This is a genomic window from Gaetbulibacter sp. NE (assembly GCF_025548475.1).
GTDB classification, from domain to species: domain Bacteria; phylum Bacteroidota; class Bacteroidia; order Flavobacteriales; family Flavobacteriaceae; genus Gaetbulibacter_B; species Gaetbulibacter_B jejuensis.
The window spans coordinates 13,874-39,669 of sequence record NZ_JAOQHY010000009.1; the positions used below are offsets into that span (position 1 = coordinate 13,874).

Annotated in this window: 26 protein-coding genes and 1 riboswitch; of the genes, 4 read left to right on the plus strand and 22 right to left on the minus strand. The window is 33.7% G+C overall.

What is annotated here, in order from left to right:
- Positions 1-48: 48 nt before the first annotated feature.
- Genes OD803_RS11125 through rsgA form a run of 3 tightly spaced genes read right to left on the minus strand, consistent with a single transcriptional unit; the run spans position 49 to position 1,979 of the window.
- Positions 49-573 (minus strand): metal-dependent hydrolase, encoded by a 525-nt coding sequence (locus OD803_RS11125; RefSeq protein WP_262733458.1) that lies wholly within the window; start codon positions 571-573, stop codon positions 49-51.
- Positions 573-1,025 carry a D-aminoacyl-tRNA deacylase gene (gene dtd / locus OD803_RS11130; RefSeq protein ID WP_262733459.1) on the minus strand — a complete coding sequence of 151 codons (453 nt, stop codon included), beginning with the start codon at positions 1,023-1,025 and terminating at the stop codon, positions 573-575. Before dtd ends, OD803_RS11125 begins: the two co-directional genes overlap by 1 nt.
- A 3-nt stretch (positions 1,026-1,028) precedes the next feature.
- Complete coding sequence (gene rsgA, locus OD803_RS11135; RefSeq protein WP_262733460.1) at positions 1,029-1,979, minus strand: ribosome small subunit-dependent GTPase A; 951 nt, start codon at positions 1,977-1,979, stop codon at positions 1,029-1,031.
- Between the two features lie 88 nt (positions 1,980-2,067).
- Here rsgA and OD803_RS11140 point away from each other — a divergent pair, with 88 nt between their 5' ends.
- On the plus strand, positions 2,068-2,526 hold the full coding sequence (locus tag OD803_RS11140) for a hypothetical protein (protein WP_262733461.1): 459 nt from the start codon (positions 2,068-2,070) through the stop codon (positions 2,524-2,526).
- Between the two features lie 26 nt (positions 2,527-2,552).
- Here the strand turns inward: OD803_RS11140 and OD803_RS11145 are convergent, their stop codons facing one another.
- The 5 genes from OD803_RS11145 to OD803_RS11165 form a co-directional block, all read right to left on the minus strand.
- Positions 2,553-3,185 (minus strand): T9SS type A sorting domain-containing protein, encoded by a 633-nt coding sequence (locus tag OD803_RS11145; protein WP_262733462.1) that lies wholly within the window; start codon positions 3,183-3,185, stop codon positions 2,553-2,555.
- 130 nt (positions 3,186-3,315) lie between these two features.
- Positions 3,316-4,398 carry a bifunctional 3-deoxy-7-phosphoheptulonate synthase/chorismate mutase type II gene (locus OD803_RS11150; RefSeq protein ID WP_129761074.1) on the minus strand — a complete coding sequence of 361 codons (1,083 nt, stop codon included), beginning with the start codon at positions 4,396-4,398 and terminating at the stop codon, positions 3,316-3,318.
- Between the two features lie 13 nt (positions 4,399-4,411).
- Entirely contained in the window at positions 4,412-5,263 is an 852-nt protein-coding gene (locus tag OD803_RS11155; RefSeq protein ID WP_134200912.1) for a prephenate dehydrogenase, read from the minus strand.
- Positions 5,260-6,408, minus strand: coding sequence for a pyridoxal phosphate-dependent aminotransferase (locus tag OD803_RS11160; protein ID WP_131508933.1), 1,149 nt, complete (start codon positions 6,406-6,408; stop codon positions 5,260-5,262). The genes OD803_RS11155 and OD803_RS11160 overlap by 4 nt, the downstream gene beginning before the upstream one ends.
- Positions 6,405-7,232, minus strand: a complete 828-nt coding sequence (locus OD803_RS11165; protein WP_262733463.1) for a prephenate dehydratase — start codon at positions 7,230-7,232, stop codon at positions 6,405-6,407. The genes OD803_RS11160 and OD803_RS11165 overlap by 4 nt, the downstream gene beginning before the upstream one ends.
- A gap of 282 nt (positions 7,233-7,514) precedes the next feature.
- Between OD803_RS11165 and gldA the strand changes: the two genes are divergently transcribed.
- From gldA to OD803_RS11180, 3 genes are all read left to right on the plus strand, one after another.
- Positions 7,515-8,408 carry a gliding motility-associated ABC transporter ATP-binding subunit GldA gene (gldA, locus tag OD803_RS11170; protein WP_129761078.1) on the plus strand — a complete coding sequence of 298 codons (894 nt, stop codon included), beginning with the start codon at positions 7,515-7,517 and terminating at the stop codon, positions 8,406-8,408.
- Between the two features lie 48 nt (positions 8,409-8,456).
- Positions 8,457-9,374 (plus strand): HNH endonuclease, encoded by a 918-nt coding sequence (locus tag OD803_RS11175; protein WP_262733464.1) that lies wholly within the window; start codon positions 8,457-8,459, stop codon positions 9,372-9,374.
- 122 nt (positions 9,375-9,496) lie between these two features.
- Positions 9,497-9,988 carry a hypothetical protein gene (locus tag OD803_RS11180; protein ID WP_262733465.1) on the plus strand — a complete coding sequence of 164 codons (492 nt, stop codon included), beginning with the start codon at positions 9,497-9,499 and terminating at the stop codon, positions 9,986-9,988.
- Here the strand turns inward: OD803_RS11180 and OD803_RS11185 are convergent.
- The 14 genes from OD803_RS11185 to OD803_RS11250 form a co-directional block, all read right to left on the minus strand.
- Complete coding sequence (locus OD803_RS11185) at positions 9,975-10,721, minus strand: head GIN domain-containing protein (RefSeq protein ID WP_262733466.1); 747 nt, start codon at positions 10,719-10,721, stop codon at positions 9,975-9,977. The two genes, OD803_RS11180 and OD803_RS11185, sit on opposite strands and share 14 nt — an antisense overlap.
- 113 nt (positions 10,722-10,834) lie before the next feature.
- On the minus strand, positions 10,835-11,926 hold the full coding sequence (locus OD803_RS11190) for an acyloxyacyl hydrolase (protein WP_262733467.1): 1,092 nt from the start codon (positions 11,924-11,926) through the stop codon (positions 10,835-10,837).
- Between the two features lie 34 nt (positions 11,927-11,960).
- Positions 11,961-12,914, minus strand: a complete 954-nt coding sequence (gene metF, locus OD803_RS11195; RefSeq protein ID WP_262733468.1) for a methylenetetrahydrofolate reductase [NAD(P)H] — start codon at positions 12,912-12,914, stop codon at positions 11,961-11,963.
- 195 nt (positions 12,915-13,109) lie between these two features.
- On the minus strand, positions 13,110-15,884 hold the full coding sequence (gene metH, locus OD803_RS11200) for a methionine synthase (protein ID WP_262733469.1): 2,775 nt from the start codon (positions 15,882-15,884) through the stop codon (positions 13,110-13,112).
- Between the two features lie 3 nt (positions 15,885-15,887).
- Entirely contained in the window at positions 15,888-16,901 is a 1,014-nt protein-coding gene (locus OD803_RS11205; RefSeq protein WP_262733470.1) for a homocysteine S-methyltransferase family protein, read from the minus strand.
- Between the two features lie 48 nt (positions 16,902-16,949).
- A riboswitch (SAM riboswitch) is annotated at positions 16,950-17,067 on the minus strand.
- A 59-nt stretch (positions 17,068-17,126) separates the two neighbouring features.
- Positions 17,127-18,017 (minus strand): cysteine synthase CysM, encoded by an 891-nt coding sequence (gene cysM, locus OD803_RS11210; protein ID WP_269468237.1) that lies wholly within the window; start codon positions 18,015-18,017, stop codon positions 17,127-17,129.
- Complete coding sequence (gene epsC, locus OD803_RS11215; protein WP_262733471.1) at positions 18,014-18,745, minus strand: serine O-acetyltransferase EpsC; 732 nt, start codon at positions 18,743-18,745, stop codon at positions 18,014-18,016. Before epsC ends, cysM begins: the two co-directional genes overlap by 4 nt.
- Positions 18,746-18,878: 133 nt before the next feature.
- A complete protein-coding gene (locus tag OD803_RS11220; RefSeq protein WP_262733472.1) occupies positions 18,879-19,928 on the minus strand; it encodes an NAD(P)/FAD-dependent oxidoreductase in 1,050 nt (349 codons plus the stop codon).
- 2 nt (positions 19,929-19,930) lie between these two features.
- Positions 19,931-20,518, minus strand: coding sequence for a precorrin-2 dehydrogenase/sirohydrochlorin ferrochelatase family protein (locus tag OD803_RS11225; RefSeq protein WP_262733473.1), 588 nt, complete (start codon positions 20,516-20,518; stop codon positions 19,931-19,933).
- 2 nt (positions 20,519-20,520) lie between these two features.
- Entirely contained in the window at positions 20,521-21,291 is a 771-nt protein-coding gene (gene cobA, locus OD803_RS11230) for a uroporphyrinogen-III C-methyltransferase (protein ID WP_262733474.1), read from the minus strand.
- 2 nt (positions 21,292-21,293) lie between these two features.
- Positions 21,294-23,384 carry a HEPN domain-containing protein gene (locus tag OD803_RS11235; protein ID WP_262733475.1) on the minus strand — a complete coding sequence of 697 codons (2,091 nt, stop codon included), beginning with the start codon at positions 23,382-23,384 and terminating at the stop codon, positions 21,294-21,296.
- Between the two features lie 15 nt (positions 23,385-23,399).
- Positions 23,400-24,026 carry a phosphoadenosine phosphosulfate reductase domain-containing protein gene (locus OD803_RS11240; protein ID WP_129761090.1) on the minus strand — a complete coding sequence of 209 codons (627 nt, stop codon included), beginning with the start codon at positions 24,024-24,026 and terminating at the stop codon, positions 23,400-23,402.
- Between the two features lie 150 nt (positions 24,027-24,176).
- Positions 24,177-24,584 (minus strand): RrF2 family transcriptional regulator, encoded by a 408-nt coding sequence (locus tag OD803_RS11245; protein ID WP_131509000.1) that lies wholly within the window; start codon positions 24,582-24,584, stop codon positions 24,177-24,179.
- Between the two features lie 27 nt (positions 24,585-24,611).
- A complete protein-coding gene (locus OD803_RS11250; protein WP_262733476.1) occupies positions 24,612-25,781 on the minus strand; it encodes a trans-sulfuration enzyme family protein in 1,170 nt (389 codons plus the stop codon).
- Positions 25,782-25,796 lie beyond the last annotated feature (15 nt).

Consider the following 25,796-nt stretch of genomic DNA (forward strand, 5'->3'; position numbering starts at 1 on the left):
TAAATTGTTAAAAACCAAAAATATAAATATTTACCAAAGCGCAAAAGATTAATCTTCTTTTAATAACCTATTTATTAATAATTTAAAAATCAGTATTAAAACACATGGTAAAAACACATATTTGAGTTCGCTAAAAATGACTAGTAATCCCCATTCTGAAAAAAATCTTTCCACTCCTATTGGAGATACTTTTATCACTTGATACGGAAAAAAATAACGCTCATTATCAAACGGAATAAAAAAACCAACACCTTTTCCACCTGTTGTTAATGCATCTAAAATCCCATGAGACAATGTACTGAAGAGTATCACTAAGAAATACAGCATTTTCCTTTGCTTACCAAACAACACGCAAATGCATAAAGCCCAAATAATTGCAAATAAAATGGAATGAGTAAAACCTCTATGTCCAAAAGGCGATTCGTATGGAACTCCGAAATTAAAAGCCAACACATCTACATCTGGAAGAATTGAAGACAGTATTGCTAAAACCACCAAGCCAATTGAAGCTTTCTTGGAAGCTACTTTTGCAATTGTAAATGCTGCAATACCATGTCCAAATATTGAAGCCATTACTCTTTATTCTTAGTATCTATAATAATTGTAACAGGACCATCATTGAGCAGCTCAACTTTCATGTCTGCGCCAAATTCACCTGTTTGAACTGTTGTTCCTAAATCAGTTTCTATTTGTTTTACAAACTCCTCATACAAAGGAACAGCCACATCAGGTTTCGCTGCTTTTATATAGCTTGGTCTATTTCCTTTTTTTGTGCTTGCATGCAAGGTAAACTGGCTCACAACAATTACCTTACCTTTAACATCCATGACAGACTTATTCATAACGTCATTTTCATCTGCAAAAATGCGAAGGTTAGCAATCTTTTTAGATAACCAATCAATATCTTCTTTGGTATCCTCATCAACAATTCCTAACAGAATTAAAAGCCCTTGATTTATATTGGCAACTTTATCTCCTTTAATCGTTACACTTGCTTTAGATACTCTTTGTATTACTGCTTTCATAAACTATTCGTTATCCCAGTTATCAGTTCGGTAATGTTCGTCTTCACCTTCTAAAATCTGCAAATAACTTCGGTATCTTGAGTAGGCAATCTCATCGTTTTCGAGTGCGTCTTTTACAGCACATTTAGGTTCTTCAAGATGTAAACAATTATTAAACTTACAGTCTTGTTTCAACTCAAAAAACTCAGGAAAATAATCGCCAACTTCTTCCTTATCCATATCCACAACTCCAAACCCTTTGATACCTGGAGTATCGATAATTTTAGCCCCAAAACTTAAATCGAACATTTCAGCAAAAGTTGTAGTATGTTGCCCTTGCATGTGCTGTGTTGAAATTTCTTTGGTTTTTAAATCCAAATCAGGTTCAATTGCATTAACTAATGTAGATTTACCAACACCAGAATGACCAGCAAACATGCTCGTTTTATCTTTCATCAAAGACTTAACCTTATCAATATTTTTCCCTGTAGTTGCCGAAATACCGATACATTCATAGCCTATTTTTCGGTACACATGCGCTAGGTATTTTACTTCGTCTAGTGTGTCGTCGCTATAAGAATCAATTTTATTGAAGAGTAAAATAGTTTTTACTGAATAAGCTTCGGCTGTTACCAAAAATCGATCTATAAAACTTGTAAATGTTGGTGGATTATCAATAGTCACTAACAAAAACACTTGGTCAACATTTGACGCTATAACATGTGTTTGTTTAGACAGGTTAACCGATTTACGGACAATATAATTTTGCCTATCGTGAATGTTATTGATAATACCTGTAGTTTCGTCGTTATTGGTTTCCAGTTCAAAATCTACAACATCGCCAACAGCTATTGGGTTAGTACTTTTTATCCCTTTTATACGAAATTTACCCTTTATGCGACATTGATAAACTTCGCCTAAATTGTTTTTTACGGTATACCAACTACCTGTAGATTTGTAAACTGTTCCTGTCATTAATTATTTTGTTGAATAAGCAAATTAACAATATTTAAATTTAAGAAAAATGTATCTTTAAAACTTAAATTTACTAAACCTTTCAAATATGAAAAACTTATTGATAATTACTGTTATTTGTTTATTCTCTTTTTTAGAGACAAGCGCTCAAGTAGAATACAAAGTAATAACTAGCGTGGAATCTATAGTACCAAATGGCTTAGGTCGTTCTAGAATTATTTCTGCGGAAGCTGAAAGAAACTACGAAGACTTTACCTCTGAACAAACAGAAGAAGATAACACAAGAAACAAATCTAAACGTAAAGACATAAGGGTAAAAGATTTTGAAGAAACCAAACTTTTAAACTTTTACAATCTTGGTGGTATTCGCTTTCAAAACATTGCTGCCAATGATGCTATAATTTCTTCAAAATTATCAGCTATGGCTAATGATGGCTGGGAATTGCTATTTGTAACAAGTGCTGTTGAAAGCGATAGTGGAAAAGATGACGGTCAAGGTATTTTTATAACTCGTTATGTTTTTAAAAAACAAGCTACACAAGATTAAAAAAAGACCTCAAACGAGGTCTTTTTTTATCCTTTAATTATCTTTTTGGTTTCTAGCCAAGTTCCATCGGCTTTTATGTTTACTAAATAAATTCCTGATTGATATCCTGATAAGTCGATTTGTCCTTTTCTGTTAAAGTTACTCCATTGCAATTTTTGTATTTGCCTTCCAGAAAAATCGTGAATTAAAATCTCAACGGTTTGGTAGTCTCTTTGAGAAACAAAATTAAAAACACCAGTACTTGAAGGATTTGGATAAATTTTTGGTTCAACACCCTTAGCTTCTTCATAAATGTGTTCATAGCTAATATAATATCCACAGCACGTAAGGATTGTTCTACAACTTGAATCAAATGCCGTTACTACAACCTCATCAAGAGATTCATAACCATCTAAAACCACATCAAGATCTTTAATGTTTTGCAAATGCACGTCTTTAGGTGTATAGCCTAAAAAGGAAACCTGTAATGTATCAGTAGGTTTAGCTTCAATTGTAAATTTACCGTTCTCATCAGCAATAACACCTTTGAAGGTATGCTTTACTATAACATTAGCAAAAGGCAATACTCCTTCAGTATCATAAACGGTTCCGCTAATACTGTTTTGACCAAAAAAAGAGAAAGAAAGACTGAAAAATAAAAAGAATACTGTTGGTTTCATAATAGTGATAGTTTGATTAATGATTCAAACCTAATTGAAATCACTATCAACTAAAACCCATAATGAGTAAACACTACTTTTGAATGAGAAAACACATAAAAAAAAGCCTCTTAATGAGGCTTTCTATTAATTATCCATTAATGATTTTTTCCTGATGGTTAATAGATTCTTGGTGAATGGCTTTAAATACTCTTAAGATAAATTCTTCACTAAGATTTTTTTCTTCGCCTTGTAAAATCATTTTTCCTAGTATCTCGTTCCATCGTTTAGACTGAAGTACTGCCACGTTTTTAGATTTTTTAAGCGCTCCAATTTCATCAGCAACCTTCATACGTTTGCCTAACATTTCAATAAGTTGATGGTCCACCACGTCTATTTGCGTACGTAAGGTATTAAGCTTGTTATTAAACTCCGCAGCATCTTCAGATTCCTTTCTTATTTTAAGATCTTTTGTATACTGAACAAGCGTCTCAGGTGTAATCTGTTGTGCAGCATCACTCCAAGCGTTATCTGGGTCGTGATGTGTTTCAACCATAATTCCGTCGTAATTAAGATCTAATGCTGTTTGGCATAAATCGAAAATAATATCTCTTCTTCCAGCAATATGCGAAGGATCTAAAATTAATGGCAAATCAGGGAAGCGATTTTGTAAATCTACAGCCAATTGCCACTCTGGATTGTTTCTGTATCTTGTTTTTTCATAAGTTGAAAACCCTCTGTGAATTACACCCAAGTTTTTAACGTCAGCAGTGTAAAAACGTTCAACAGCTCCCAACCATAAAGCCAAATCTGGGTTTACAGGGTTTTTTATCAATACGGTTTTGTCTGTTCCTTTTAAAGCATCAGCAATATCCTGAACAATAAAAGGGCTAACAGTTGTTCTTGCACCAATCCATAAAATATCGACATCGTGCTTTAATGCTAAATCAACATGGTGTGCGTTTGCAACCTCAGTTGTGGTTAACATTCCTGTTTCTTCTTTAGCTTTCTGTAACCATTTAAGACCCAAAGCTCCAACACCTTCAAAGTTTCCTGGTCGCGTTCTTGGTTTCCAAATTCCTGCTCTAAGCACTGTTGCATCACTATCTTTAAGTTGGTGTGCAATTTTTAGTACTTGCTCTTCGGTTTCTGCGCTACATGGTCCTGCAATTACTAACGGATGGTCTAATCCGAAATTATCTAACCACGATCTTAATTCTTTCTTGTTTTCCATAACATTTCCTTTTTTATATAATTCCGTTTAAAATATCTTTTATATGATTTGTATTTTTCATTTCACTGTGAATAGCCTCAAAATTGTCAGCTTCCATAAACTGTTTGAATTTTGAAAGGTTGTTGATATACTCTTCTAGAGTTTCAACTACGTTAGCTTTGTTCTGCTTAAAAATGGGTGTCCACATATCTGGTGAACTTTTTGCTAAACGCACAGTACTTTCAAAACCACTTCCTGCCATATCAAAAATATCGCGTTCATTCTTTTCTTTTTCAATAACTGTTTTTCCAAGCATAAATGAACTAATGTGCGATAAATGCGACACATAAGCTATGTGTTTGTCATGCGCTTTTGGGTTCATGTAACGAATACGCATACCAACATTAGAAAACAATTGCAATGCTTTCTCCTGTAGCTTAAATGCTGTTTTTTCTACTTCGCAAATAATCATGGTTTTACCATTGAATAAATGCTGTTTTGCAGCTTTAGGTCCTGAAAACTCAGTACCAGCAATTGGATGTGCAGCCAAAAAATTCCTACGATTTTTATGTGTATCTATAACTTCACAAATGGCTTCTTTAGTAGAACCTACATCAATAACCAATGTGGTATCTGACACTAAATCCAGCACCTTTGAAATATGCTTTACTGTAGCATCAACAGGAATTGAAACAATAACCAAATCGGCATTTGAGATTTCATTTAATTCTGCTTTTTTATCAATTACTTGAAGTTCTAATGCTTCGTCTAGATGTGTATCACTTTCATCAACACCATAAATAACAGCATCTTTGTAAACACGCTTTATATCTAGCGCAAAACTACCTCCTATTAATCCTACTCCTATTACAACTATTTTTTTCATTTTACTCTTGCAATTGCTTCTTCAATTTCTTCGGTTTCTGCACATAACGAAAACCTTATGTATCCTTCTCCATTACTTCCAAAAATGGTTCCTGGTGCAATAAAAATGGAATCGTTTTTTAAAACTGTGTCTATAAATTCTTCTGACTTTACAAACTCTGGTAATTTTGCCCAAACAAACATTCCTGTTGCGTTTTTATCATACGTACAGTTCAATGCTTCGGCTAGTTCCCAAACTAGTGTTCTTCTTTTTTCATACACACTATTTAGGCTTAAGTACCACATATCAGAACAGTTTAACGCTTCAATAGCGCCTTTTTGGATACCATAAAACATACCAGAATCCATGTTACTTTTCACTTTTATGATACTGTCTAAATATTCTGACTTTCCCATAACCATTCCTACTCGCCATCCTGCCATATTAAACGTTTTACTCAACGAGTTAAGCTCTAAACAGTGGTCTTTGGCATTTTTATACTTAAGAATACTTCTTGGAAATTGGTTTAAAATAAAGCTGTACGGATTATCATTAACCACAAGAATATTATGACGTTTTGCAAACTCAATAACATCTTCATAAAACTTATTAGGCGCAACAGTTCCTGTTGGCATGTGTGGGTAATTAATCCACATGATTTTCACTTTACTTAAATCATGTGTTTTTTCAAGTGCAACAAAATCTGGCAACCAATTATTTTTTTCTTTTAAATCATAAAACAAAGGTGTAGCTCCTACAAGTTTAGTTACCGAAGTATATGTAGGATATCCAGGATTTGGTATTAACACGCCATCGCCTTCATTTAAAAATGCCATTGAAATGTGCATAATCCCTTCCTTACTTCCCATTAATGGTAAAATTTCGGTTTTAGGGCTTAACGACACACTAAAGTGTTTTTTATAAAAATCTGCCATCGTTTGCCTTAACTCTGGCAAACCTTGATAGCTTTGATATTTATGCGCTGTAGCATCTTGCATACTATCAACAATAGCTGATACCACTCTAGATGGTGGTTGCAAATCTGGACTACCAATTCCTAAATTAATGATAGGTTTACCATGCTCTTTCAAAAGGTTAACTTCCTTGAGTTTTCTAGAGAAATAGTACTCTTCAACGGTATGCAATCTGTCAGCTACTGAAATCATAACTTTGCATTTTTATATTCTCCTAATATTTTTAAATCTTGTGCCATAATCTGTAAAATAGATTTTGCTTTTTTAAAGTCTTCATAAGCATCAAAAGTTACATCCACAAAAAAGGCGTATTTCCAAGGTGAATTTATTTTAGGCAACGACTGTATTTTGGTTAAATTCAATTTACAATCGCTCATTACATTAAGCACAGTTGCCAAACTACCTCGTTTATGGTCTAATTCAAATTTGATAGACGCTTTATTAATATCACTTTCAGAAATCTCAGAGTTTTGCGTCTTTACAATCACAAAACGTGTTTCGTTATGTTTTATGGTTTGTATACTTTCTGCTAAAATTTCCAATTCAAACAATTCAGCAGCCAATCCACTAGCAATAGCCGCAACGCCTTTTAAATTTTGTTCTTTTATGCGTTGCGCAACCTCTGCTGTATCCTTATCTTCAATAAGCTTTATATGAGGATATGCTTTAAAAAACTCTTTACACTGCAACAACGCCATAGGATGCGAATACACTTCTTTAATAGCACTTAACGCTTGGTTTGGTAATGCCATAAGGTTGTGTTGCACATCAAGATAATGCTCTCCAATAATGTGTAAATTATGAGTATCAATTAATGCATAATTGGGTATAATAGAGCCAGCTATAGAGTTTTCAATAGCCATAATAACCGTATCGCTCTTTCCTGAAAGCAAGCTATTTACTGCTATATCAAACGACAAGCACTCATCGATAGCCACAGTATCATCAAAAAATTGTTTAGATACAATATGATGAAATGACCCTTTAATACCTTGTATAGCTACTGACTTTATCATAAAAAAAAATCCCGATTTTCATCGAGACTCATATTAAATTTAGTTACCTTAAATTATACATACAACGTCTCGCTCTTTTCGCTAAAAAAGAAATAAAACCAGTTGTAATATGTATAATTGTTTGTTTTCATTGTGTTTATGAAGTTGCTAATGTAATTAATATTTTCACAAATCAAAATACTTAAAAAACTTTTTTGCAGTTATTATTTAACTTTTTAAAGATTATACAGTAATGTATTACATAAATTATATAATTGCTATTTTTGAATAAACATTTCTTTTATGTCTATAGAGGTTGAACACATTTCAAAAACTTACGGAAACCAAAAAGCGCTTAACGCAGTGTCTTTTAAAGTCAATAAAGGTGAAATTGTTGGTTTTTTAGGTCCTAATGGAGCAGGAAAATCGACGATGATGAAAATCCTCACGACGTATATTGAAGCTTCTGATGGTGTTGCAAAAGTGAGCAATTTTGATGTAAACACAGCTTCTAAAGAAGTTCAAAAGCGCGTTGGATACTTACCTGAGCACAACCCTTTATATTTAGACATGTATGTAAAAGAGTATTTAAGTTTTAATGCTGGTGTTTATAAGGTTGAAAAATCTAGAATTGACGAAGTCATAGCACTTACAGGTCTTACTCCCGAAGCGCATAAAACAATAGGTCAACTTTCTAAAGGTTACAGGCAACGTGTGGGTTTAGCCAATGCATTGTTGCATAATCCTGAGGTTTTAATTTTAGATGAACCTACTACAGGATTGGACCCAAACCAATTAATTGACATACGTCACCTTATCACGTCTTTAGGTAAAGAAAAAACAGTTTTCCTATCTACTCACATTATGCAAGAAGTTGAAGCAATGTGCGATAGAGTTATTATTATCAATAAAGGTGAAATTGTAGCCGACAAAACACTTAAAGACCTAAGAGACGAAAAAGTTCAAACGGTTATTGTTGAATTTGATTACAGAGTTGAAGAAGCGTTTTTGTTGAAGCTCCCAAAGGTTACCAAAGTTGAAAACACTTTTGATTTTATTTACGAAATCACGTTTTCAACTACTGAAGATATGCGCTCTCATGTATTTGACTTTGCACATGATAACCAACTGAAAATCCTCCAGCTTAACCAAAAAAATGCGAGTCTGGAAAGTTTGTTTAGGGAGTTGACGAGTTAAAAAAAGGTATTTACCAAAAGAAGATGTAAGCTGTAATTTAACATAACCATGAATAAACAAGAAATTAAGAGGACTGGTATTTTTAATAAATACATAAAGAATCTCAACTTTTTGAATGAATATGGTTTTGTACAAAGTAAAAAGAATGTTTACATATGTCCTATATGTTTGAGTAATCACACAGAAATTAATACTGAAAATCCTCTTACACTTGAAGATGCTCCACCAAAAAGTCTAGGAGGAAAAGCTAATACTCTCACTTGTAAGAAATGCAATAATGAATGTGGATATAAAATTGATTCTCATCTTGTTAAGAGAATGCGAGATTTAGACAAACCTAAACTACTTCCCAATTCATCAATTCCAATTGAAATTAAAATAGATAATGAGATTATTAGAGCGGAAATAACCATAGATACAGAAGGAAATCAAAAACTAATTAGTAGTTTAAAAAATAATAATCCAAACATTCTACGTGATAGAATAAAGAAAGGAAAAAAAATAGAGCAAATCACAATACTGAGAGAACAAATTAAGCCTGATAATTTAGAATATGCTTTGCTAAAAACAGCATATCTAATGGTTTTTGAAAAATTCGGCTATCTTTTTATTCTAGATAAATCTTATGACATTGTCAGAGAACAATTAACAAAACCTAATCAAAGAATCTATCCAAATGGTTTCTGGATAACACAAAACCTACCAGAATCCTATTGCGGTTGTTTTATTTTAAAAAATAAGGATATAAAAAGTTTGACATCAAATTTTATTTTAGATACTGGAAAATCCAAAACAATGTTCATTGTACAATTACCTTTGCCTAATTTGCCTATTAACATTTCTATAAGTAAAAAGTTAGAACAGGAAAGGAAAATGAATCTTAAATTTTATCCCAATCCTAATATTGAAAGAGATTACTTATTTAATCTAGATAATATTAAAGAATTAAAAGTAAATATTGAATAAAAACCACACATAATCAATTATTATTTAAGTGGTTAATCTTAAAAATTTCTGCGGAATTTTATCGGGTTCACAAAAGTTTGCTAATTTAGTTACTTAACCACGAACTAATCAAACACATTATATTGACTATATTCCCTGTAAAGTTTTATGAGATTGAGTTTCAGAATTCATTAAAAGCTCTTAATGAAATTAAAAGTAGAACTATACCTAAAAACATTTTTATCTCTAATTGGAATAATCAAATTTTCATAGGAGAAGTAACAAACAAGCAATTTACAGTAAAATTATCTAAAAAAATTTTAGGGTTATTTTGTACTTTTCATGGAAAGATTGAGAATGAAGTAGTTTTTCTTAAAATCGAATTTCACAGATATACTAAAACATTTTTTTCTTTACTTTTTATTACAATCTTATCATTAATTCCTCTTTCAATAATTTTAAAACAACCCGATAAATTTGCAGGATTGCTGATTCATTTGCTAATAATTAGATATATCTATATTGAACTTCTTTTTAAATTTTGCTCAAAAAAAGGGCTAAAAGAATTAAAAAATATTAATGGGTTTAAATCAATTACGGAAACAAACAACTTTACTGAACTTACTGAAAAATAAGCGCTCCTGTATATAACTCTTCCACCTCAACAATTGGTGGTTGATTTACTAAAATCAAATTTCCTGTACCAAGTAATTTGCCTGTTAACTCTACTTGTGGATTTACAATCATATCATTACTTCCACGATGATACACATCAACATTTTGGGCTATAAGTTGTTCGCCTTCAAAACGACCTGCTCCAGAATAAAAACCTACAAATAAATTGTTAGTTACTCCTGAAAGGTAAAAAGACGCGATGTTGTTAGATGTAACTCTAACTTGGTTGCTATTAAGTTCCATTCTAAAATCGCCAACTGTAAACGTTCCTGGTGCGTTAAAATCTTCTGATAGCAACTTTAAATTATTATAATTTAAAACACCATCAGACTGTATTTCAAACTGAGTTGAACTTCTTATTTCAGTAATATTTGGTGCTGTAACATACACTTTTGTTGCAGCGTAGTCTCTTACAAAATTGCAGGTATTATTATCTGAAAGTATAAGTTGTGCGTTTTCAACTTTTACTTCAACATCAGACAGTAAGTTTTCACCAGTTTCAATAATAATAGTGGTTTCAGCGTCTTGTTTTAAAATCAACTGCACATTTCTATTCACCAAAATTTTATCAAAAGTTGCAACTTCTACAACTTCTTGCACAATGGTTCCTGTGGTTTGAAAACAGTCGCTCGCATCCTCGCTATCACAAGCAAAAAGCATTATAAAACTTACTATGTAAACTATTTTTTTCATTAGCCACTAATTCACGAATATTTATTATTCTCTTTTTGTCATCCTGAACTTGATTCAGGATCTATTTGCATGCTTTCATTTATATTCCATATCAAATGTAGAATAACAAGCATTTACAATCTAACACCAATACCAATTTCAACAGCTTCGGCTTTTGCACCATGAGATTTTAAAGTTAGTGCTCCAAATATTTTATCTCCAAAATAACGCTTCATTCCCACTCTAAAATAGGTTCTACCTTCAAAATCATATGGATAATAAACATAATACCCTAACTGGGTTACAACAGACAGTTTATTAATAAACAACTCATGACCAGCAAAAACACCAACACGTTTCCAGTCTTCATCTCCACTAACGTTATCTTCAGGAAAAGCAACAGATTTATAGTAAATCAATTCTTCCAAGAATTGCGAGAAAAACACATCTGCTCCCAGCTGCACTGCACTTTTATGGCTTAAACGTTTATCAGCATAAGCAGAAACAACTAAAAAAGGATATTGACCACTACCAACTACATCACTTTCGTTTATTCCACTTCTTAAAGCAAAATTAAACTTTATGGGTTCTGTGAATTTTTCTTCTGAAAGGTTATAGATATATTCAGGAGTTTCTTCTTCTAAATTATACGTCAATCCAACATTAAAGGTTATGGAATTAACACTAGTATTTGGTGCTTTTACATTAGCGTTTGAATAATGAATAAGACTTAACCCTGTTTGAAACCCAAACCTATCAAACAAGCGTTCTTTTTTATAGTTGAGCATTAAATAGGTACTACTCAACAAACGAGAACCAAACGCTATATTTTTATGATTATCAACCTTATCATAAGGGTTGGTTGTATAGGCTAACCCTTGACCAATACGAAACATTAAATGACGTTTTAAGAAATAAAAATTGTAATGCGCGTACAAGGAATAATTATCTCCTAAGACCTCATTTTTTAAATTTTGATAAGCAAATGACACACCATAATCAGGATAGTTGTAACGTTGCTCCCAAGCTTGATGACCAAAGGTTTTTTTATTCCAACTTAAAATAAAACCTTCGGGATGCCCATTTATTAAATGAAGAATATCATCATTATGAAGCGCAATATTACCTTTAAAATAATTGACATCAAAAGTAGATGTTGTTTGCTTTTCCTGTGCAAAAATAAAAGCACAACAAAACAAAAAAGTATAGGTAACAAGCTGCTTCATAGTTTAATTTAGTGAAGCAAAAATAACAGAATATTTAGAACAAATGCTCTGCAATTGCTTTTATGTTATCACTTTTACCCATTGAGTAATAATGTAATACTGGTACACCTGCATTTTGTAATTCTTTAGATTGTTTAATTGCCCATTCTACACCTACTTGTCGCACAGCTTTATTGTCTTTACAATCCTCAACAGCATCAATTAAGTCTTCTGGTAAATCTATTTTAAATACTTGCGGTAATAATTGCAAGTGCTTTTTAGTCGCAATTGGCTTTATCCCTGGAATTATTGGCACTGTAATTCCTGCTTGTTTCGCAGCTTCAACAAATTCAAAGTATTTTTTATTATCAAAAAACATTTGTGTCACTACGTAATCTGCACCACAATCTACTTTGTGTTTTAAGCGTTTTAAATCGCTTTGTAATGAAGGTGCTTCAATGTGTTTTTCTGGATAACCAGCAACACCTATGCAAAAGTCAGCTTTATCGCTAGCTTCAATAACATCGTGCAAGTATTTTCCTTTATTCAAATTTTGAATTTGCTCAACCAATTCGCTAGCATATTGGTGACCTCCTTTTGAAGGCTCAAAATACTTTTGATGACTCATAGCATCACCTCGTAATGCCATAACATTATCAATTCCTAAATAGTGGCAATCTACAAGTAAATATTCGGTTTCTTCTCTACTAAAACCGCCACATAACACATGCGGAACTGTATCAACGTTGTATTTGTATTTTAAAGACGCACAAATACCAACGGTTCCTGGTCGCATACGCGTAATTTTTCTATCTAACAAACCGTTTTTTTCTATATAAACATGTTGTTCCCTAGACGTTGTTACATCAATAAATGGTGGCTTGAACTCCATTAAAGGGTCAATATTGTTGTATAACTCTTTAATGTTACTTCCTTTTTGTGGCGGAATGATCTCAAAAGAAAACAAGGTTTTTCCTTTGGCTTGCTTTATATGTTCGGTTACCTTCATAGTCTATGTTTGGCACCAATCTTATCAAACTTTAAGCCGATAAATATGCAACCAACAAAGACAATCCAGTGATTAAAATCAACTGAAAAGCAAATCGTATTTCTACTTTAAATTTTGTCATTTTTATAGCAAATTTGTTGCTGCAAGATTAGTGATTTATTTAATATCGAATATTAATTTATTTGTAATTATTAGTTAATTTTCTGACATGTTTGGATTCAGCCACTTTTGAGCTTCTTCGGTTGACATACCACGTCTTTTGGCATAATCTTCTAATTGATCTTCGGTAATTTTTCCTAACCCAAAATATTTAGCTTCTGGATTTGCAAAATAATAACCGCTCACACTTGCTGCTGGCCACATCGCAAGACTTTCGGTTAGTTTTACACCAATGGTTTCTTCGACTTTTAAAATGCCCCAAATAGTCTTTTTCTCTAAATGATCCGGACAAGCTGGATAACCTGGTGCAGGACGAATACCTTTATATGCTTCTTTAATCAACTCTTGATTGCTTAGATTTTCATTGGATGCATAACCCCAAAAATCTGTACGTACTTTTTGATGCAAATATTCTGCAAAAGCTTCAGCTAATCTATCGGCTAATGCTTTAATCATTATGGAATTATAATCGTCGTGATTCGCTTCAAATTCTTTTGCTAATTGTTCGGTTCCAAAACCTGTAGTCACGCAAAAACAGCCGATATAATCTTGAATTCCTGTGTCTTTAGGTGCGATAAAATCGGCTAATGCAAAGTTTGGAACGCCTTCTCTTTTTTTGAGTTGCTGACGCAGTGTTAGGAATTGGTGTTTAGTGTTTGGTGTTTGGCTAGATGTTGAATCAACCTTTCGACTGCGCTCAAGATTAACTCCATCAAAATCTTTTTTAGATGCTGAATCAAGTTCAGCATGACAATCTTCGATTATCACCTCAATATCATCATCATTTACAGTATTTGCAGGAAACAATCCAAAAACCGCTTTGGCTTTCAGTTGTTTTTCATCAAATACATTTTGAAGCAAGACTTTAGCGTCTTTAAACAATTCGGTTGCTTGTTTACCAACGATGTCGTCGGTTAAAATATCTGGATATTTTCCGTGTAAATCCCAACTTCTAAAAAATGGTGACCAATCGATATAATCTTCTAAAATCGTAATATCAAAATCTTGAATGTCTTGTATTCCTAATTGTTTTGGTTTTACAATGTCGGTTGTGTTCCAATCGATTTTAAACTTTCGGTCACGCGCTTCTTCAATAGACACATATTCCTTTTGTTTCCCACGTTTTAGAAACTGCTCACGGAATTTTTCGTATTCCTCACGAATCTGTTCTTTGTAAACATTATTGTCCTTCTGCAACAGATTTCCAACAACGGTTACAGCTCTAGACGCATCGTTGACGTGCACAACAGTATTGGAATAATGTGGTGCAATCTTTACCGCAGAATGCGCTCTAGATGTTGTTGCGCCACCAATTAACAACGGAATATTAAACCCTTGTTTTTCCATTTCTTGCGAAACGTAAACCATCTCGTCTAACGATGGTGTAATTAAACCGCTTAATCCAATAACATCGACGTTTTCTTTTTTAGCGGTTTCAATGATTTTTTCTGGCGGAACCATAACGCCTAAATCCACAATTTCATAATTATTACAACCCAAAACTACACTCACAATATTTTTACCAATATCGTGTACGTCGCCTTTTACGGTTGCCATTAAAATTTTACCGTTAGAGCGTTGCGAATCATCTTTTTCAGCTTCAATATAAGGTTGTAAATAAGCAACTGCTTTTTTCATCACTCGAGCGGATTTCACCACTTGAGGCAAGAACATTTTTCCGCTTCCAAACAAATCGCCAACCACATTCATTCCGGTCATTAAGTGACCTTCGATAACTTGAATAGGTTTGTTTACCGCTTGTCGTGCTTCTTCAACATCTTCAACAATAAAGGCATCAATACCTTTTACTAAAGCGTGCGTAATGCGATCTTGTAAAGGTTCGCTTCGCCATTCTTGTACCTTTGCTACATCGTCTTTTTTCTGTCCTTTTACGGTTTCGGCAAATTCTAGTAAACGTTCGGTTGCATCATCTCGTTTATCAAAAAGTACATCTTCGACGTGTTCTAATAAATCCTTCGGAATTTCGTCATACACTTCCAACATTGTTGGGTTTACGATTCCCATATTCATTCCGTGTTGAATCGCGTGATATAAAAATGCTGCATTAATGGCTTCACGCACGACATTGTTTCCTCTAAACGAAAACGACACGTTACTTACACCACCAGAAACACTGGCATAAGGTAGATTTTCTTTAATCCATTTTGTAGCATTAAAAAAGTCTAAAGCATTTAAACGATGCTCTTCCATTCCGGTTGCAACAGGAAAAATGTTTGGATCGAAAATGATGTCTTCTGGTGGAAATTGAACTTGATTTACCAAAATATCGTAAGAGCGTTTACAGATTTCTATTCTTCGCTCATAAGTATCGGCTTGACCATCTTCATCAAAAGCCATAACAATCACAGCTGCACCATAACGCTTGATAAGTTTTGCGTGATGAATAAAAGTCGCTTCGCCTTCTTTTAAACTGATAGAATTTACAACCGATTTACCTTGTACGACTTGCAAACCAGCTTCAATGATTTCCCATTTTGAACTATCGATCATTATAGGCAAGCGCGCAATATCTGGCTCTGATGCGATAAGATTTAAGAAGGTTATCATGGCGTGTTTTCCGTCAAGCATACCTTCATCCATATTGACATCTATGATTTGCGCGCCACCTTCCACTTGGTCTCTCGCAACATCTAATGCTTCGGCATAGTTTTCTTCTTTTATTAATCGTAAAAATTTACGCGAACCAGTAACGTTAGTGCGCTCGCCAACGTTTATAAAATTACTTTCTGGCGTTATTATTAATGGTTCTAGACCTGATAGTTTTAGATATCGGTTTTTGTTCTCTTTCATACATTAAAAGTTCTCGACTGCGCTCGAACCGACAGTTCTAGGTTTATATTTTGAAGCAACTTCGGCAATTGCTTTTATGTGTTCTGGTGTTGTACCGCAACAACCACCAATGATGTTTATTAAATCATCTTTTAAATAGTTTTCTATAAGCTGTTGCATTTGTTTGGCTGTTTGGTCGTACTCGCCAAATGCATTTGGTAATCCTGCGTTTGGATGTGCTGATGTATAAAAATCGGTTTCGTGAGATAAACGTTTTAAATACGGTTGTAATTGGTCTGCACCAAGTGCGCAATTAAAACCTACACTTAATAACGGAATATGCGATATTGAAATTAAAAATGCTTCTACAGTTTGCCCAGATAAAGTTCTACCAGAAGCATCGGTAATGGTTCCAGATACCATAACCGGAATGTCAATATTACGTTCTTCCTTGACTTCTTGAATAGCAAATAATGCTGCTTTGGCATTTAGTGTGTCGAAAATAGTTTCGACTAACAAAATATCGCTTCCGCCATCAATTAAAGCTTCAACTTGTTGTTTGTAAGCAATGCGTAATTCGTCAAAGGTTACTGCACGATATTCTGGTCTGTTTACATCTGGACTTAAACTTGCCGTTCGGTTTGTTGGACCGATACTTCCAGCTACAAAACGCGGTTTTTCAGGATTGGCTTTTGTGAATTCTTCAGCAACTTGTTTAGCTATTTTAGCGGATTCATAATTTAATTCGTACACCAAATCTTCCATATGGTAATCTGCCATACCAATGGTTGTACCAGAAAATGTATTGGTTTCAACTATATCTGCGCCAGCTTCGAAATACTTTCTATGTACTTCGGCAATAGCTTCTGGTTGAGTTAGCGATAATAAATCGTTATTTCCTTTTAATGGATGTTTAAAATCTTTGAATCTTGAACCACGAAAATCGTCTTCAGTAAAATTATAGCGCTGCAACATGGTTCCCATTGCGCCATCTAAAACTAAAATTCGGTGTTGTAATATTTTGAAAATGTCTGACATTTTATAATTTTTAAAATGTCATCATGAAAAGAGAGAAGAATAATTCTCGGGTTATCTGTCCCAAAAAATGGGTAGAATTTAGCACCTTCTTAAATTTCTTATCAAAGAAAATTAAGGGTTGCTAAGGCTTCAACGGGTCTATTCCCTCTGCCTTTCGTGATAACAAACAATATTAATTATGAACTATGGGACAAAGTAACGTAATAAAAAATTGAATCGCAATATTTATTCAAATAAATCTGAAGACAAATATCTATCACCTATATCGCAAATGATTGCCACAATAACACCTTTATCTATAGTTTGCGCTATTTTTAAAGCCGATGCTACAGAACCACCACTACTCATACCTGCAAAAACACCTTCTTGAGTTGCTAGTAAATTAGCTGTTTTTTTTGCGTCTTCTTCACTTATTTCTACAACTTGATCTACTTTTTGAGGATTAAATATTTTAGGCCTGTAAGCTTCTGGCCATTTTCTAATTCCCGGAATTTTCGCACCATCTTTAGGTTGCGCACCGACTATAGTTATGTCTGGATTTTGTTCTTTTAGGTAAGTAGATACGCCCATAATAGTACCTGTTGTACCCATTGCAGAGACAAAATGTGTGATTTGCTGATTAGTATCGCGCCAAATTTCTGGGCCAGTGGTTTTGTAATGCGCTTTCCAGTTATCATCATTTGCAAACTGGTTTAGCATAAAATAGCCGTTTTCTTTATGAAGTCTTTCGGCTTCATCGCGAGCGCCTTCAATACCAACTTCAGAAGACGTTAAAATTAATTCGGCACCATAAGCTCGCATGGTTTTTATTCGTTCTTCAGTAGAATTTTCAGGCATTACTAAAATCATATTTACGCCTAATAATTTCGCAATAAAAGCTAATGCAATACCAGTATTACCACTAGTTGCTTCAACTAAAGTATCGCCAGGTTTAATATCACCTCGTTTTAAAGCTTCGCTTATCATATTAAATGCAGCACGATCTTTTACGCTTCCGCCAGGATTTTTTCCTTCAAGCTTTAAAAATAGTCTTACACCATCTTTTTTTAGGATGTTTTGAACTTCAATTAACGGCGTATTTCCTATTAAATTAGTTATTGATTGACTTTGTATCATGATGGTCTTGTGCTTATATTAATTTCTGACTTATAGGTCACTAATGAATTTGGCGGAACAGATTGCGTAATCCATACATTGGCACCAATAACGCTGTTTTTTCCTATTACAATATCGCCTCCTAAAATAGTTGCGTTGGCGTAAATTGTTACATTATCTTCTATGGTTGGATGACGTTTGGTTTGCGACAAACTTTTTTTAACCGATAAGCCACCTAAAGTAACACCTTGAAATATTTTAACATTGTTTTTGATAATACTAGTTTCTCCAATTACAATTCCTGTTCCGTGATCTATAAAAAATGAATCGCCAATGGTTGCTCCAGGATGAATATCGATACCTGTTTTACCATGAACACACTCGCTCATCATTCTAGAAATAATAGGTAAATCCATTTTAAATAATTCGTGACTCATCCTATAAATTGCTATGGCATGAAAGCCTGGATATGCTAGATAAATTTCTTGCAAACTCTTACAAGCTGGATCATTTTTTTCGGCAGCTTTGGCATCTAACTCAATTTTCTTTTTTATCGTTGGAAGTATACTTTCAAAAGTACTCCAAATGACTTCAGAGTCTTTATCTGTAATGTCTTCAACAACTGTTTTAAATATAGGCTTTAGCTGTTTCAGTTGTTCTTTTTGTCTTACTTCATCATCAAACAATGCATAAAACAATTGCTTTGTTACATCTGAAACGGTCTCTTTAATTCGTAAATTTATCTGCATGTTTTTCTTATGAATGCTAAAATTACTATTCCATTTTTAGTTTATCACAAGCTTTAAGATTTTATTAAAATAAAACCTCGTAGTAAAAAATTTCACCACGAGGAATTACAACTAAATATACAGCAACTAATCATTAATCTATTGCTTGCACAACTGCTTTTGGCGCTTCTTTTCTGGTTCCATCAAAACCATCAACACCACTAACGGTTGTATACTTTAAAACATATTTTTTACCAGGATTGATAATTTTATAAGCTGATTGACACATTAATGTTGCTTCGTGGAAACCACATAAAATCAGCTTTAATTTACCTTCGTAGGTATTAACATCGCCTATAGCAAAAACTCCAGGAATATTGGTTTGATAATCTAACGTATCAACTTTTATGGCATTTTTTTCAATCTCTAATCCCCAATCTGAAATAGGTCCAAGTTTTGGTGATAGACCAAACAGCGGAATAAAATGATCTGCTTCTAAAAGTATGTCTTCACCTTCTTTTTCGATAGTTACACCTTCAACATTTTGATTACCATGAATAGCTGTAACTTCAGCTGGTGTAATTAAATTAATCTTTCCTAAAAGTTTTAACTCTTTTACTTTTTCTACAGAATCTAAAGCGCCACGAAACTCGTTTCTTCTGTGAACCAAAGTCACTTCAGACGCGATATCAGCAAGAAAAATACTCCAGTCTAAAGCTGAATCACCACCTCCAGAAATTACTACTTTCTTGTCACGATACACTTCTGGGTCTTTAATCATGTATTCCACGCCTTTGTCTTCGTAAAATTCAAGATTTTCAATTTTAGGTTTTCTAGGTTCAAAACTTCCTAGTCCACCAGCAATTGCTACTACTGGTGCATGATGTTTTGTGCCTTTATTTGTTGTTACAATAAACGAACCGTCTTCTAACTTTTCTATGGTTTCTGCGCGTTCTCCTAACGTAAAACCAGGTTCAAACTGCTTGCCTTGTTCCAATAAATTTTTGGTTAAATCGCCTGCTAAAATTTCAGGAAATCCAGGAATATCATAGATTGGCTTCTTTGGGTAAATCTCTGAACATTGTCCACCTGGTTGTGCTAATGCATCTATTAAATGGCATTTTAATTTTAATAATCCTGCTTCAAAAACGGTAAATAATCCGGTTGGTCCTGCTCCTATTATTAATATATCGGTTTTAATCATGTTTAAATCTGTTTGTTTGAAATTAATGTTTTAGTCACATTGTTTAGGGTTTGAACTTTATGCTCAAAGTCGCCTTTAATTGTTTTTCTAAATCGGTTTAAATTTTGCACCAAATCGTCTATGTTTTCTGGTATAACATCTTCAAAAAACTGTCTTAAACGTTTTGCTGTTGTTGGCGATTTTCCGTTGGTAGAAATAGCTACTTTTACATGACCTTTGGTTACAATACCTCCTAAATAAAAATCGCACAACTCTGGTGTATCTGCTACATTTACCAAAATATGATTAGCTTTTGCATCGTTGTAAATTTGTTGATTTACTTCTGGTTTATCTGTCGCCGCAATGACTAAATCTTGATCTAATAAAAATGAATCATGATAAGACATCTTAACTAACTTAACATCAAACTGCTTTGCTAATGTTATCACATCTGGTCTAAAAAAATTAGCTACCATTGTCACTTTAGCGTTTGGACTAGATTTTAGCAAAAACGTTAGTTTTTCTAAAGCCACATAACCGCCACCAACAATTAGCGTATTAATGCTGTGCATTTTTATAAAAATTGGGTATAAATTATTTCTTTCATTCATGGTTATGCTACTTTTAAAGTTTCTACTTGTTTAGCGATTGAATTAAGTGCAACGCGTTGTTTTACAACATCACCAACTACAATAATTGCTGGATTAGACAGTTGCTGTTTTTTAACTACATCGCAAATTGTATTTACAGTTCCAATGCCAAATTTTTCATCTTTTGTTGTACCGTTTTGAATAATTCCTACTGCAGTATTTGATTTGCCTTCAGAAGAAAACACATCCATAATTTGCTGTAATTTGCCCATTCCCATAAGGATTACTACAGTTGCAGTAGATTTTGCTGCAAGGACAATATCGTTTGACATTTTATGAGATTTTGTTGTACCAGTGATTACCCAAAAACTTTCTGAAGCACCACGTTTTGTTAACGGAATACCTTGAAATGCTGGCACAGCTAAAGCTGAAGAAATACCTGGCACCACATAAGTTTCTATTCCAAAAGGCTTCACGTAATCTATCTCTTCTGCACCACGACCAAATACAAAAGGATCGCCTCCTTTTAATCTTACAACATGTCCTTTTGTTTTTGCTCGCTGAACGATTAACTCATTAATTTGTTCTTGTTGATAAGCATAACAACCTTTACGTTTACCAACAAAAATCAGTTCTGCTTTTTTTGACGCATAGTCAAGCAAGTCTTTGTTTATTAAAGCATCGTAGAGAATTACATCTGCCGATTGAATTGCTTTAATAGCCTTAAGCGTTATTAATTCTGGATCGCCAGGTCCTGCACCAACAATGGTTAATTTTGGAATTATTGTCTTCATCATCATGCTACTTTTTGATCGTTTTCACGATAAGTTTTTACTGTTTTTAAAAAGGCTTCAGCACTTTTAAAATATTGCTCTGCAAATGCTTTACTTGGAGCGTTTTCTTTAATTTGAAATACCAACTCTGAAAATGATACGTCAAGCGGAATACGCTTTGTTGCTACAAAATCTTCATCAAACTGCTTAATAATTCCTGCTTGAGAGTTAGTAGATTTATTTTCTGTTAGCAATATTGCTTTAGCTGAATTTACAAACGCATTATACGTGTGATAAATGGCGTGAGAATACACGTTGTTCTCTAAAGCTTCTTTTGCTAACTCTAGTTTTTCTTCGCTTTCTAAAAATAAAGTTGAAATTAAATCGATAACTACACCAGCACACTCACCAATACCAATTGCTTTTTTATAAACTTCGGTATTTCCCCAATCGATAAAATCCTCTTGAGTTAAATTGCTTACATCTGATAAGTCTGTAAGCATATCATAAAAATACATTTGTCCTTTGTCTTGATAGTAATCTTCAAACGACAGGTTATTTGCGTTAATTTGAAAATCGTCTAACAAACGACGCAACGCTATTGGTGCACGACGACTTGGAACTTTTACTACTTTGTCTGCAAAAACACCTTGACCGTTACCTTTGTTTGCACCACCTAAAAGAACTTGCAATGCTGGCGCAACTAATTTATCTGGTGTACGAATTGACATACCTTGAAATCCAATATTTGCCATATTGTGTTGACCACAAGCATTCATACAACCGCTAATTTTAATTACAAGATCTTTGTTATTTAAGTATTGTGGATATTCAGTTTTAATGACGCGCTCTAATTCTTCGGCAATTCCTGTACTGCTTGCTATTCCTAAATTACAAGTATCTGTTCCTGGACAAGCTGTAATATCTACTGCTTTGTTGTAACCAGCTTCTGCAAAACCTAATTTGGATAATTCTTGATAGAAAAATGGCAATAAATCTTCCTTAACAAACGGAATTAATATGTTTTGGCGTAAGCTTAATCGTAGTTCTCCTGCTGCAAAATCTTCGACTAAATTAGCTAACAATCGTGCTTTGTCTGTATAAAAATCACCTAACAACACCTTTATTCCTATCGCTACATAACCTTCTTGTTTTTGTTTGATAACATTGGTATTTTTCCAAGTTTGAAATGCTTTTTCGTCTTTTATATCAACTTTTGGTGCAGTAACATTTAATGGTTTGGAAACTGGATAATTTCCTGCATCAATTGGAACCGAAGCAAATTCAATTGCTTTTTGCTCTTCTGCTACAAGTCGCTTAAATTCTTCTAAACCAATATCTTTTATTAAGAATTTCATACGCGCTTTTGCACGACTTTTACGTTCTCCATAACGATCAAAGATGCGCAAAACACCTTCCATTACTGGAATAATTTTATCACTAGGCAAAAATTCATAAAACACATCGGCATGTCGTGGTTGCGAACCTAATCCGCCACCAAGCATCACTTTAAAGCCACGTACATTGTTTTCAACTTTTGCGATAAAGCCTAAATCGTGCATGTAAGACAATCCTGTATCTTCGTTTGATGCTGAAAAAGACACTTTAAACTTACGTCCCATTTCTTGACAAATTGGGTTACGCAAAAAGAACTTAAACAAGGCATCCGCATAAGGAGACACATCAAAAGGTTCGTTTACGTCAATTCCGGCAGTTTCGCTTGCTGTTACATTTCTTACCGTATTACCACAAGCTTCACGAAGGGTTACATCGTCACGTTCTAATTCTGCCCAAAGTTCTGGTGTTCTATCAAGATCTACGTAATGAATTTGTATATCTTGTCTAGTTGTAATGTGCAACCTTCCGCGAGAATATTCGTCTGAAACATCTGCAATTCGGCGTAATTGTTTACTTAATACTTTTCCATAAGGCAATTTTATACGAATCATTTGTACACCTTGCTGTCTTTGCCCATAAACACCACGAGCAAGACGTAAGCTTCTAAACTTTTCTTCATCAATGTTTCCATTATGGAATAGCTCAATTTTTCTGGCTAATTCTATAATGTCTTTCTCTACAACTGGATTTTCTATTTCTGTTCTAAAACTCTGCATGGTGCGTCGCTTTTTTTATTGTAAATGAATTCCGCACTCTCTACTTTGAAGTGCTTTTATTGGGTCGAAATAATCGACGTTTTTGGTTAAATTATGCTTTGCAACATAAGCGTCTAAATCGGCATCTGTCCAATAGTAAAATGGGCTCACTTTTAAAATGCCGTTTTTACTTAAGCTTAAAATATCTTTCTTATTTCTTAACTCGGTTTGTCTTACACGAATATTCGTAAACCATACTTCAGGATTGTGTTCTTTTAAAGCTCTTTTGAAGGGTTCTAATTTTACAACTTCTGAAAACTGATCGAAATTATCATCTTCTAATGATGGAAAACCTATAGTTTTTTCAACCTCTTCTTTACTCAATAACGATTGATACTTGCGAAGATTTAAATGATACTTCTCTGTAATATTTTTAGCATGTTCATAAGTACTTGGTTGATTGTATAACGTATCGCACCAAATTACCTTTATGTCGTTACTATGCTTGGTTATGGTACTTAACAAAACTTCAGAGTATACACCAAAACTTGTTGTTACTATGTTATTGTTTGTTAATCGCAATGCCCAATCAATGATTTCATCAGGTGTTTTATCTTTTAATACTTGGTTCCAATATGCTATATCTATCGTTTGTCCTATCATCTATTTTTTTATTTTTACTATATTCCTATCGGAATAGTAGGAATTAAAAACAAAACTATATAAAAATATTTACCTAGCAGGTATTATTTAGGTTAAAATTTGAATAAAATCGTTAAAGTTATCCTTTGCGTTAATTAAAAAAGTGTTGATTTACAGTAAATCTGCCAATGATTTATTGTTGAAAATTTGCAGTGTGCTATCCCTAACTTCAATCATTAAGCTATGAACAGCACAGGCTGTTTCGTCTGGACAATCATCGCATTTTTCATAAAAATTCAAACTCACGCATGGCACCATAGCAATAGGACCTTCAAGGATTCTCATTATTGGTGCCATTTTAATATCTTTGGGATCTTTAAGAAGATAATAACCTCCATTCTTACCTTTTTTAGACCCTAAAAACCCATTCTTACGAAGCGTTAATAAAATACTCTCCAGAAATTTTCTGGAGATATTTTCACTTTCGGAAATAGCACTGATTTGAACAGGTTTGTTTCCTTCCTGTCGTGCTAAATACGTTAGCGCTTTTAGGCCATATTTGGTTTTCTTTGAAAGCATAAATTCAAAGATAACCAAAATCTGTTATCAACCTAACGCTTGGTTTAAATCGGCAATAATATCCTCATAATGCTCCAACCCTACTGACACACGCACCAAACCATCTGAAATTCCAACTTCAAGTCTATCAGCTTCATTCAATTTACTATGTGTTGTTGATGCTGGATGCGTTGCTATACTTCTGGTATCTCCCAAATTTGCTGACAATGACAATAGTTGCAATTTGTTTAAAAACTGTCTTCCAGCTTCAATACCTCCTTTTATTTCAAAAGCAACAATATTACCGCCTTTTTTCATTTGCTTTTTAGCTATGTCATATTGCGGATGCGATTTTAAAAACGGATATTTTACCAATTGCACATTTTTATGCGACTCTAGAAACTCTGCTACTTTTAACGCATTTTCACAATGTCTATCAACTCGAACAGAAAGTGTCTCCAAGCTTTTTGATAATACCCACGCATTAAACGGCGATAATGCTGGACCTGTATTTCTTGAAAACAGATAAATTTCTCTAATCAAATCGGCTTTACCAACAGTGACACCACCTAAAACACGACCTTGACCATCTATTAATTTAGTTGCTGAATGAATAACCAAATCTGCTCCAAATTTAATAGGGTTTTGTAAATATGGTGTTGCAAAACAGTTATCTATAACCAATAGTAAATTGTGTTTTTTGGCGATGTTTCCTAGCAACTCTAAATCTAAAATATCAACCGCTGGATTGGTTGGTGTTTCAGCATAGAGAATTTTAGTATTTGGTTGAATAAGGCTTTCAATCTTATCAATTTCATTTACTTTGAAATAGCTCGTTTCAATATTCCATTTTGGTAAAAATTTGGTAAACAAACTATGTGTTGACCCAAAAACGCTTCGGCAAGACACCACATGATCACCTGCATTTAACAAAGCTGCAAATGTTGAAAACACAGCCGACATTCCTGTTGCGTATGCATAACCAGCTTCAGCACCTTCTAACTTGCAAATTTTATCTACAAATTCTGACGTGTTTGGGTTTGTAAATCGGCTGTAAATATTACGCTCTTTTTCTTCGGCAAATGAAGCACGCATATCTTCGGCATCTTCAAACACAAAACTACTGGTTAAGTGCAATGGTGTTGAATGCTCTAAATACTGCGAACGCTCCATTTGTGTGCGTATCGCTTGGGTTTCAAAATGGTTTTCTTTGCTCATTATCTTTAGTTTTTT

Excerpts from the sequence above, each read along its gene's own strand:
- OD803_RS11205 (WP_262733470.1), bottom strand. The coding sequence starts at position 16,901 with ATGTCAGACATTTTCAAAATATTACAACACCGAATTTTAGTTTTAGAT.
- cysM (WP_269468237.1), bottom strand. The coding sequence starts at position 18,017 with ATGATACAAAGTCAATCAATAACTAATTTAATAGGAAATACGCCGTTA.
- OD803_RS11185 (WP_262733466.1), bottom strand. The coding sequence starts at position 10,721 with ATGAAAAAAATAGTTTACATAGTAAGTTTTATAATGCTTTTTGCTTGT.
- metH (WP_262733469.1), bottom strand. The coding sequence starts at position 15,884 with ATGAAAGAGAACAAAAACCGATATCTAAAACTATCAGGTCTAGAACCA.
- cobA (WP_262733474.1), bottom strand. The coding sequence starts at position 21,291 with ATGAAGACAATAATTCCAAAATTAACCATTGTTGGTGCAGGACCTGGC.
- OD803_RS11140 (WP_262733461.1), top strand. The coding sequence starts at position 2,068 with ATGAAAAACTTATTGATAATTACTGTTATTTGTTTATTCTCTTTTTTA.
- OD803_RS11160 (WP_131508933.1), bottom strand. The coding sequence starts at position 6,408 with ATGATTTCAGTAGCTGACAGATTGCATACCGTTGAAGAGTACTATTTC.
- rsgA (WP_262733460.1), bottom strand. The coding sequence starts at position 1,979 with ATGACAGGAACAGTTTACAAATCTACAGGTAGTTGGTATACCGTAAAA.
- OD803_RS11155 (WP_134200912.1), bottom strand. The coding sequence starts at position 5,263 with ATGAAAAAAATAGTTGTAATAGGAGTAGGATTAATAGGAGGTAGTTTT.
- gldA (WP_129761078.1), top strand. The coding sequence starts at position 7,515 with ATGTCTATAGAGGTTGAACACATTTCAAAAACTTACGGAAACCAAAAA.
- dtd (WP_262733459.1), bottom strand. The coding sequence starts at position 1,025 with ATGAAAGCAGTAATACAAAGAGTATCTAAAGCAAGTGTAACGATTAAA.
- OD803_RS11150 (WP_129761074.1), bottom strand. The coding sequence starts at position 4,398 with ATGGAAAACAAGAAAGAATTAAGATCGTGGTTAGATAATTTCGGATTA.
- OD803_RS11125 (WP_262733458.1), bottom strand. The coding sequence starts at position 573 with ATGGCTTCAATATTTGGACATGGTATTGCAGCATTTACAATTGCAAAA.
- OD803_RS11165 (WP_262733463.1), bottom strand. The coding sequence starts at position 7,232 with ATGATAAAGTCAGTAGCTATACAAGGTATTAAAGGGTCATTTCATCAT.
- OD803_RS11245 (WP_131509000.1), bottom strand. The coding sequence starts at position 24,584 with ATGCTTTCAAAGAAAACCAAATATGGCCTAAAAGCGCTAACGTATTTA.
- OD803_RS11175 (WP_262733464.1), top strand. The coding sequence starts at position 8,457 with ATGAATAAACAAGAAATTAAGAGGACTGGTATTTTTAATAAATACATA.
- OD803_RS11240 (WP_129761090.1), bottom strand. The coding sequence starts at position 24,026 with ATGATAGGACAAACGATAGATATAGCATATTGGAACCAAGTATTAAAA.
- OD803_RS11225 (WP_262733473.1), bottom strand. The coding sequence starts at position 20,518 with ATGAATGAAAGAAATAATTTATACCCAATTTTTATAAAAATGCACAGC.
- OD803_RS11190 (WP_262733467.1), bottom strand. The coding sequence starts at position 11,926 with ATGAAGCAGCTTGTTACCTATACTTTTTTGTTTTGTTGTGCTTTTATT.
- OD803_RS11235 (WP_262733475.1), bottom strand. The coding sequence starts at position 23,384 with ATGCAGAGTTTTAGAACAGAAATAGAAAATCCAGTTGTAGAGAAAGAC.
- OD803_RS11145 (WP_262733462.1), bottom strand. The coding sequence starts at position 3,185 with ATGAAACCAACAGTATTCTTTTTATTTTTCAGTCTTTCTTTCTCTTTT.
- OD803_RS11250 (WP_262733476.1), bottom strand. The coding sequence starts at position 25,781 with ATGAGCAAAGAAAACCATTTTGAAACCCAAGCGATACGCACACAAATG.
- metF (WP_262733468.1), bottom strand. The coding sequence starts at position 12,914 with ATGAAGGTAACCGAACATATAAAGCAAGCCAAAGGAAAAACCTTGTTT.
- epsC (WP_262733471.1), bottom strand. The coding sequence starts at position 18,745 with ATGCAGATAAATTTACGAATTAAAGAGACCGTTTCAGATGTAACAAAG.
- OD803_RS11220 (WP_262733472.1), bottom strand. The coding sequence starts at position 19,928 with ATGATTAAAACCGATATATTAATAATAGGAGCAGGACCAACCGGATTA.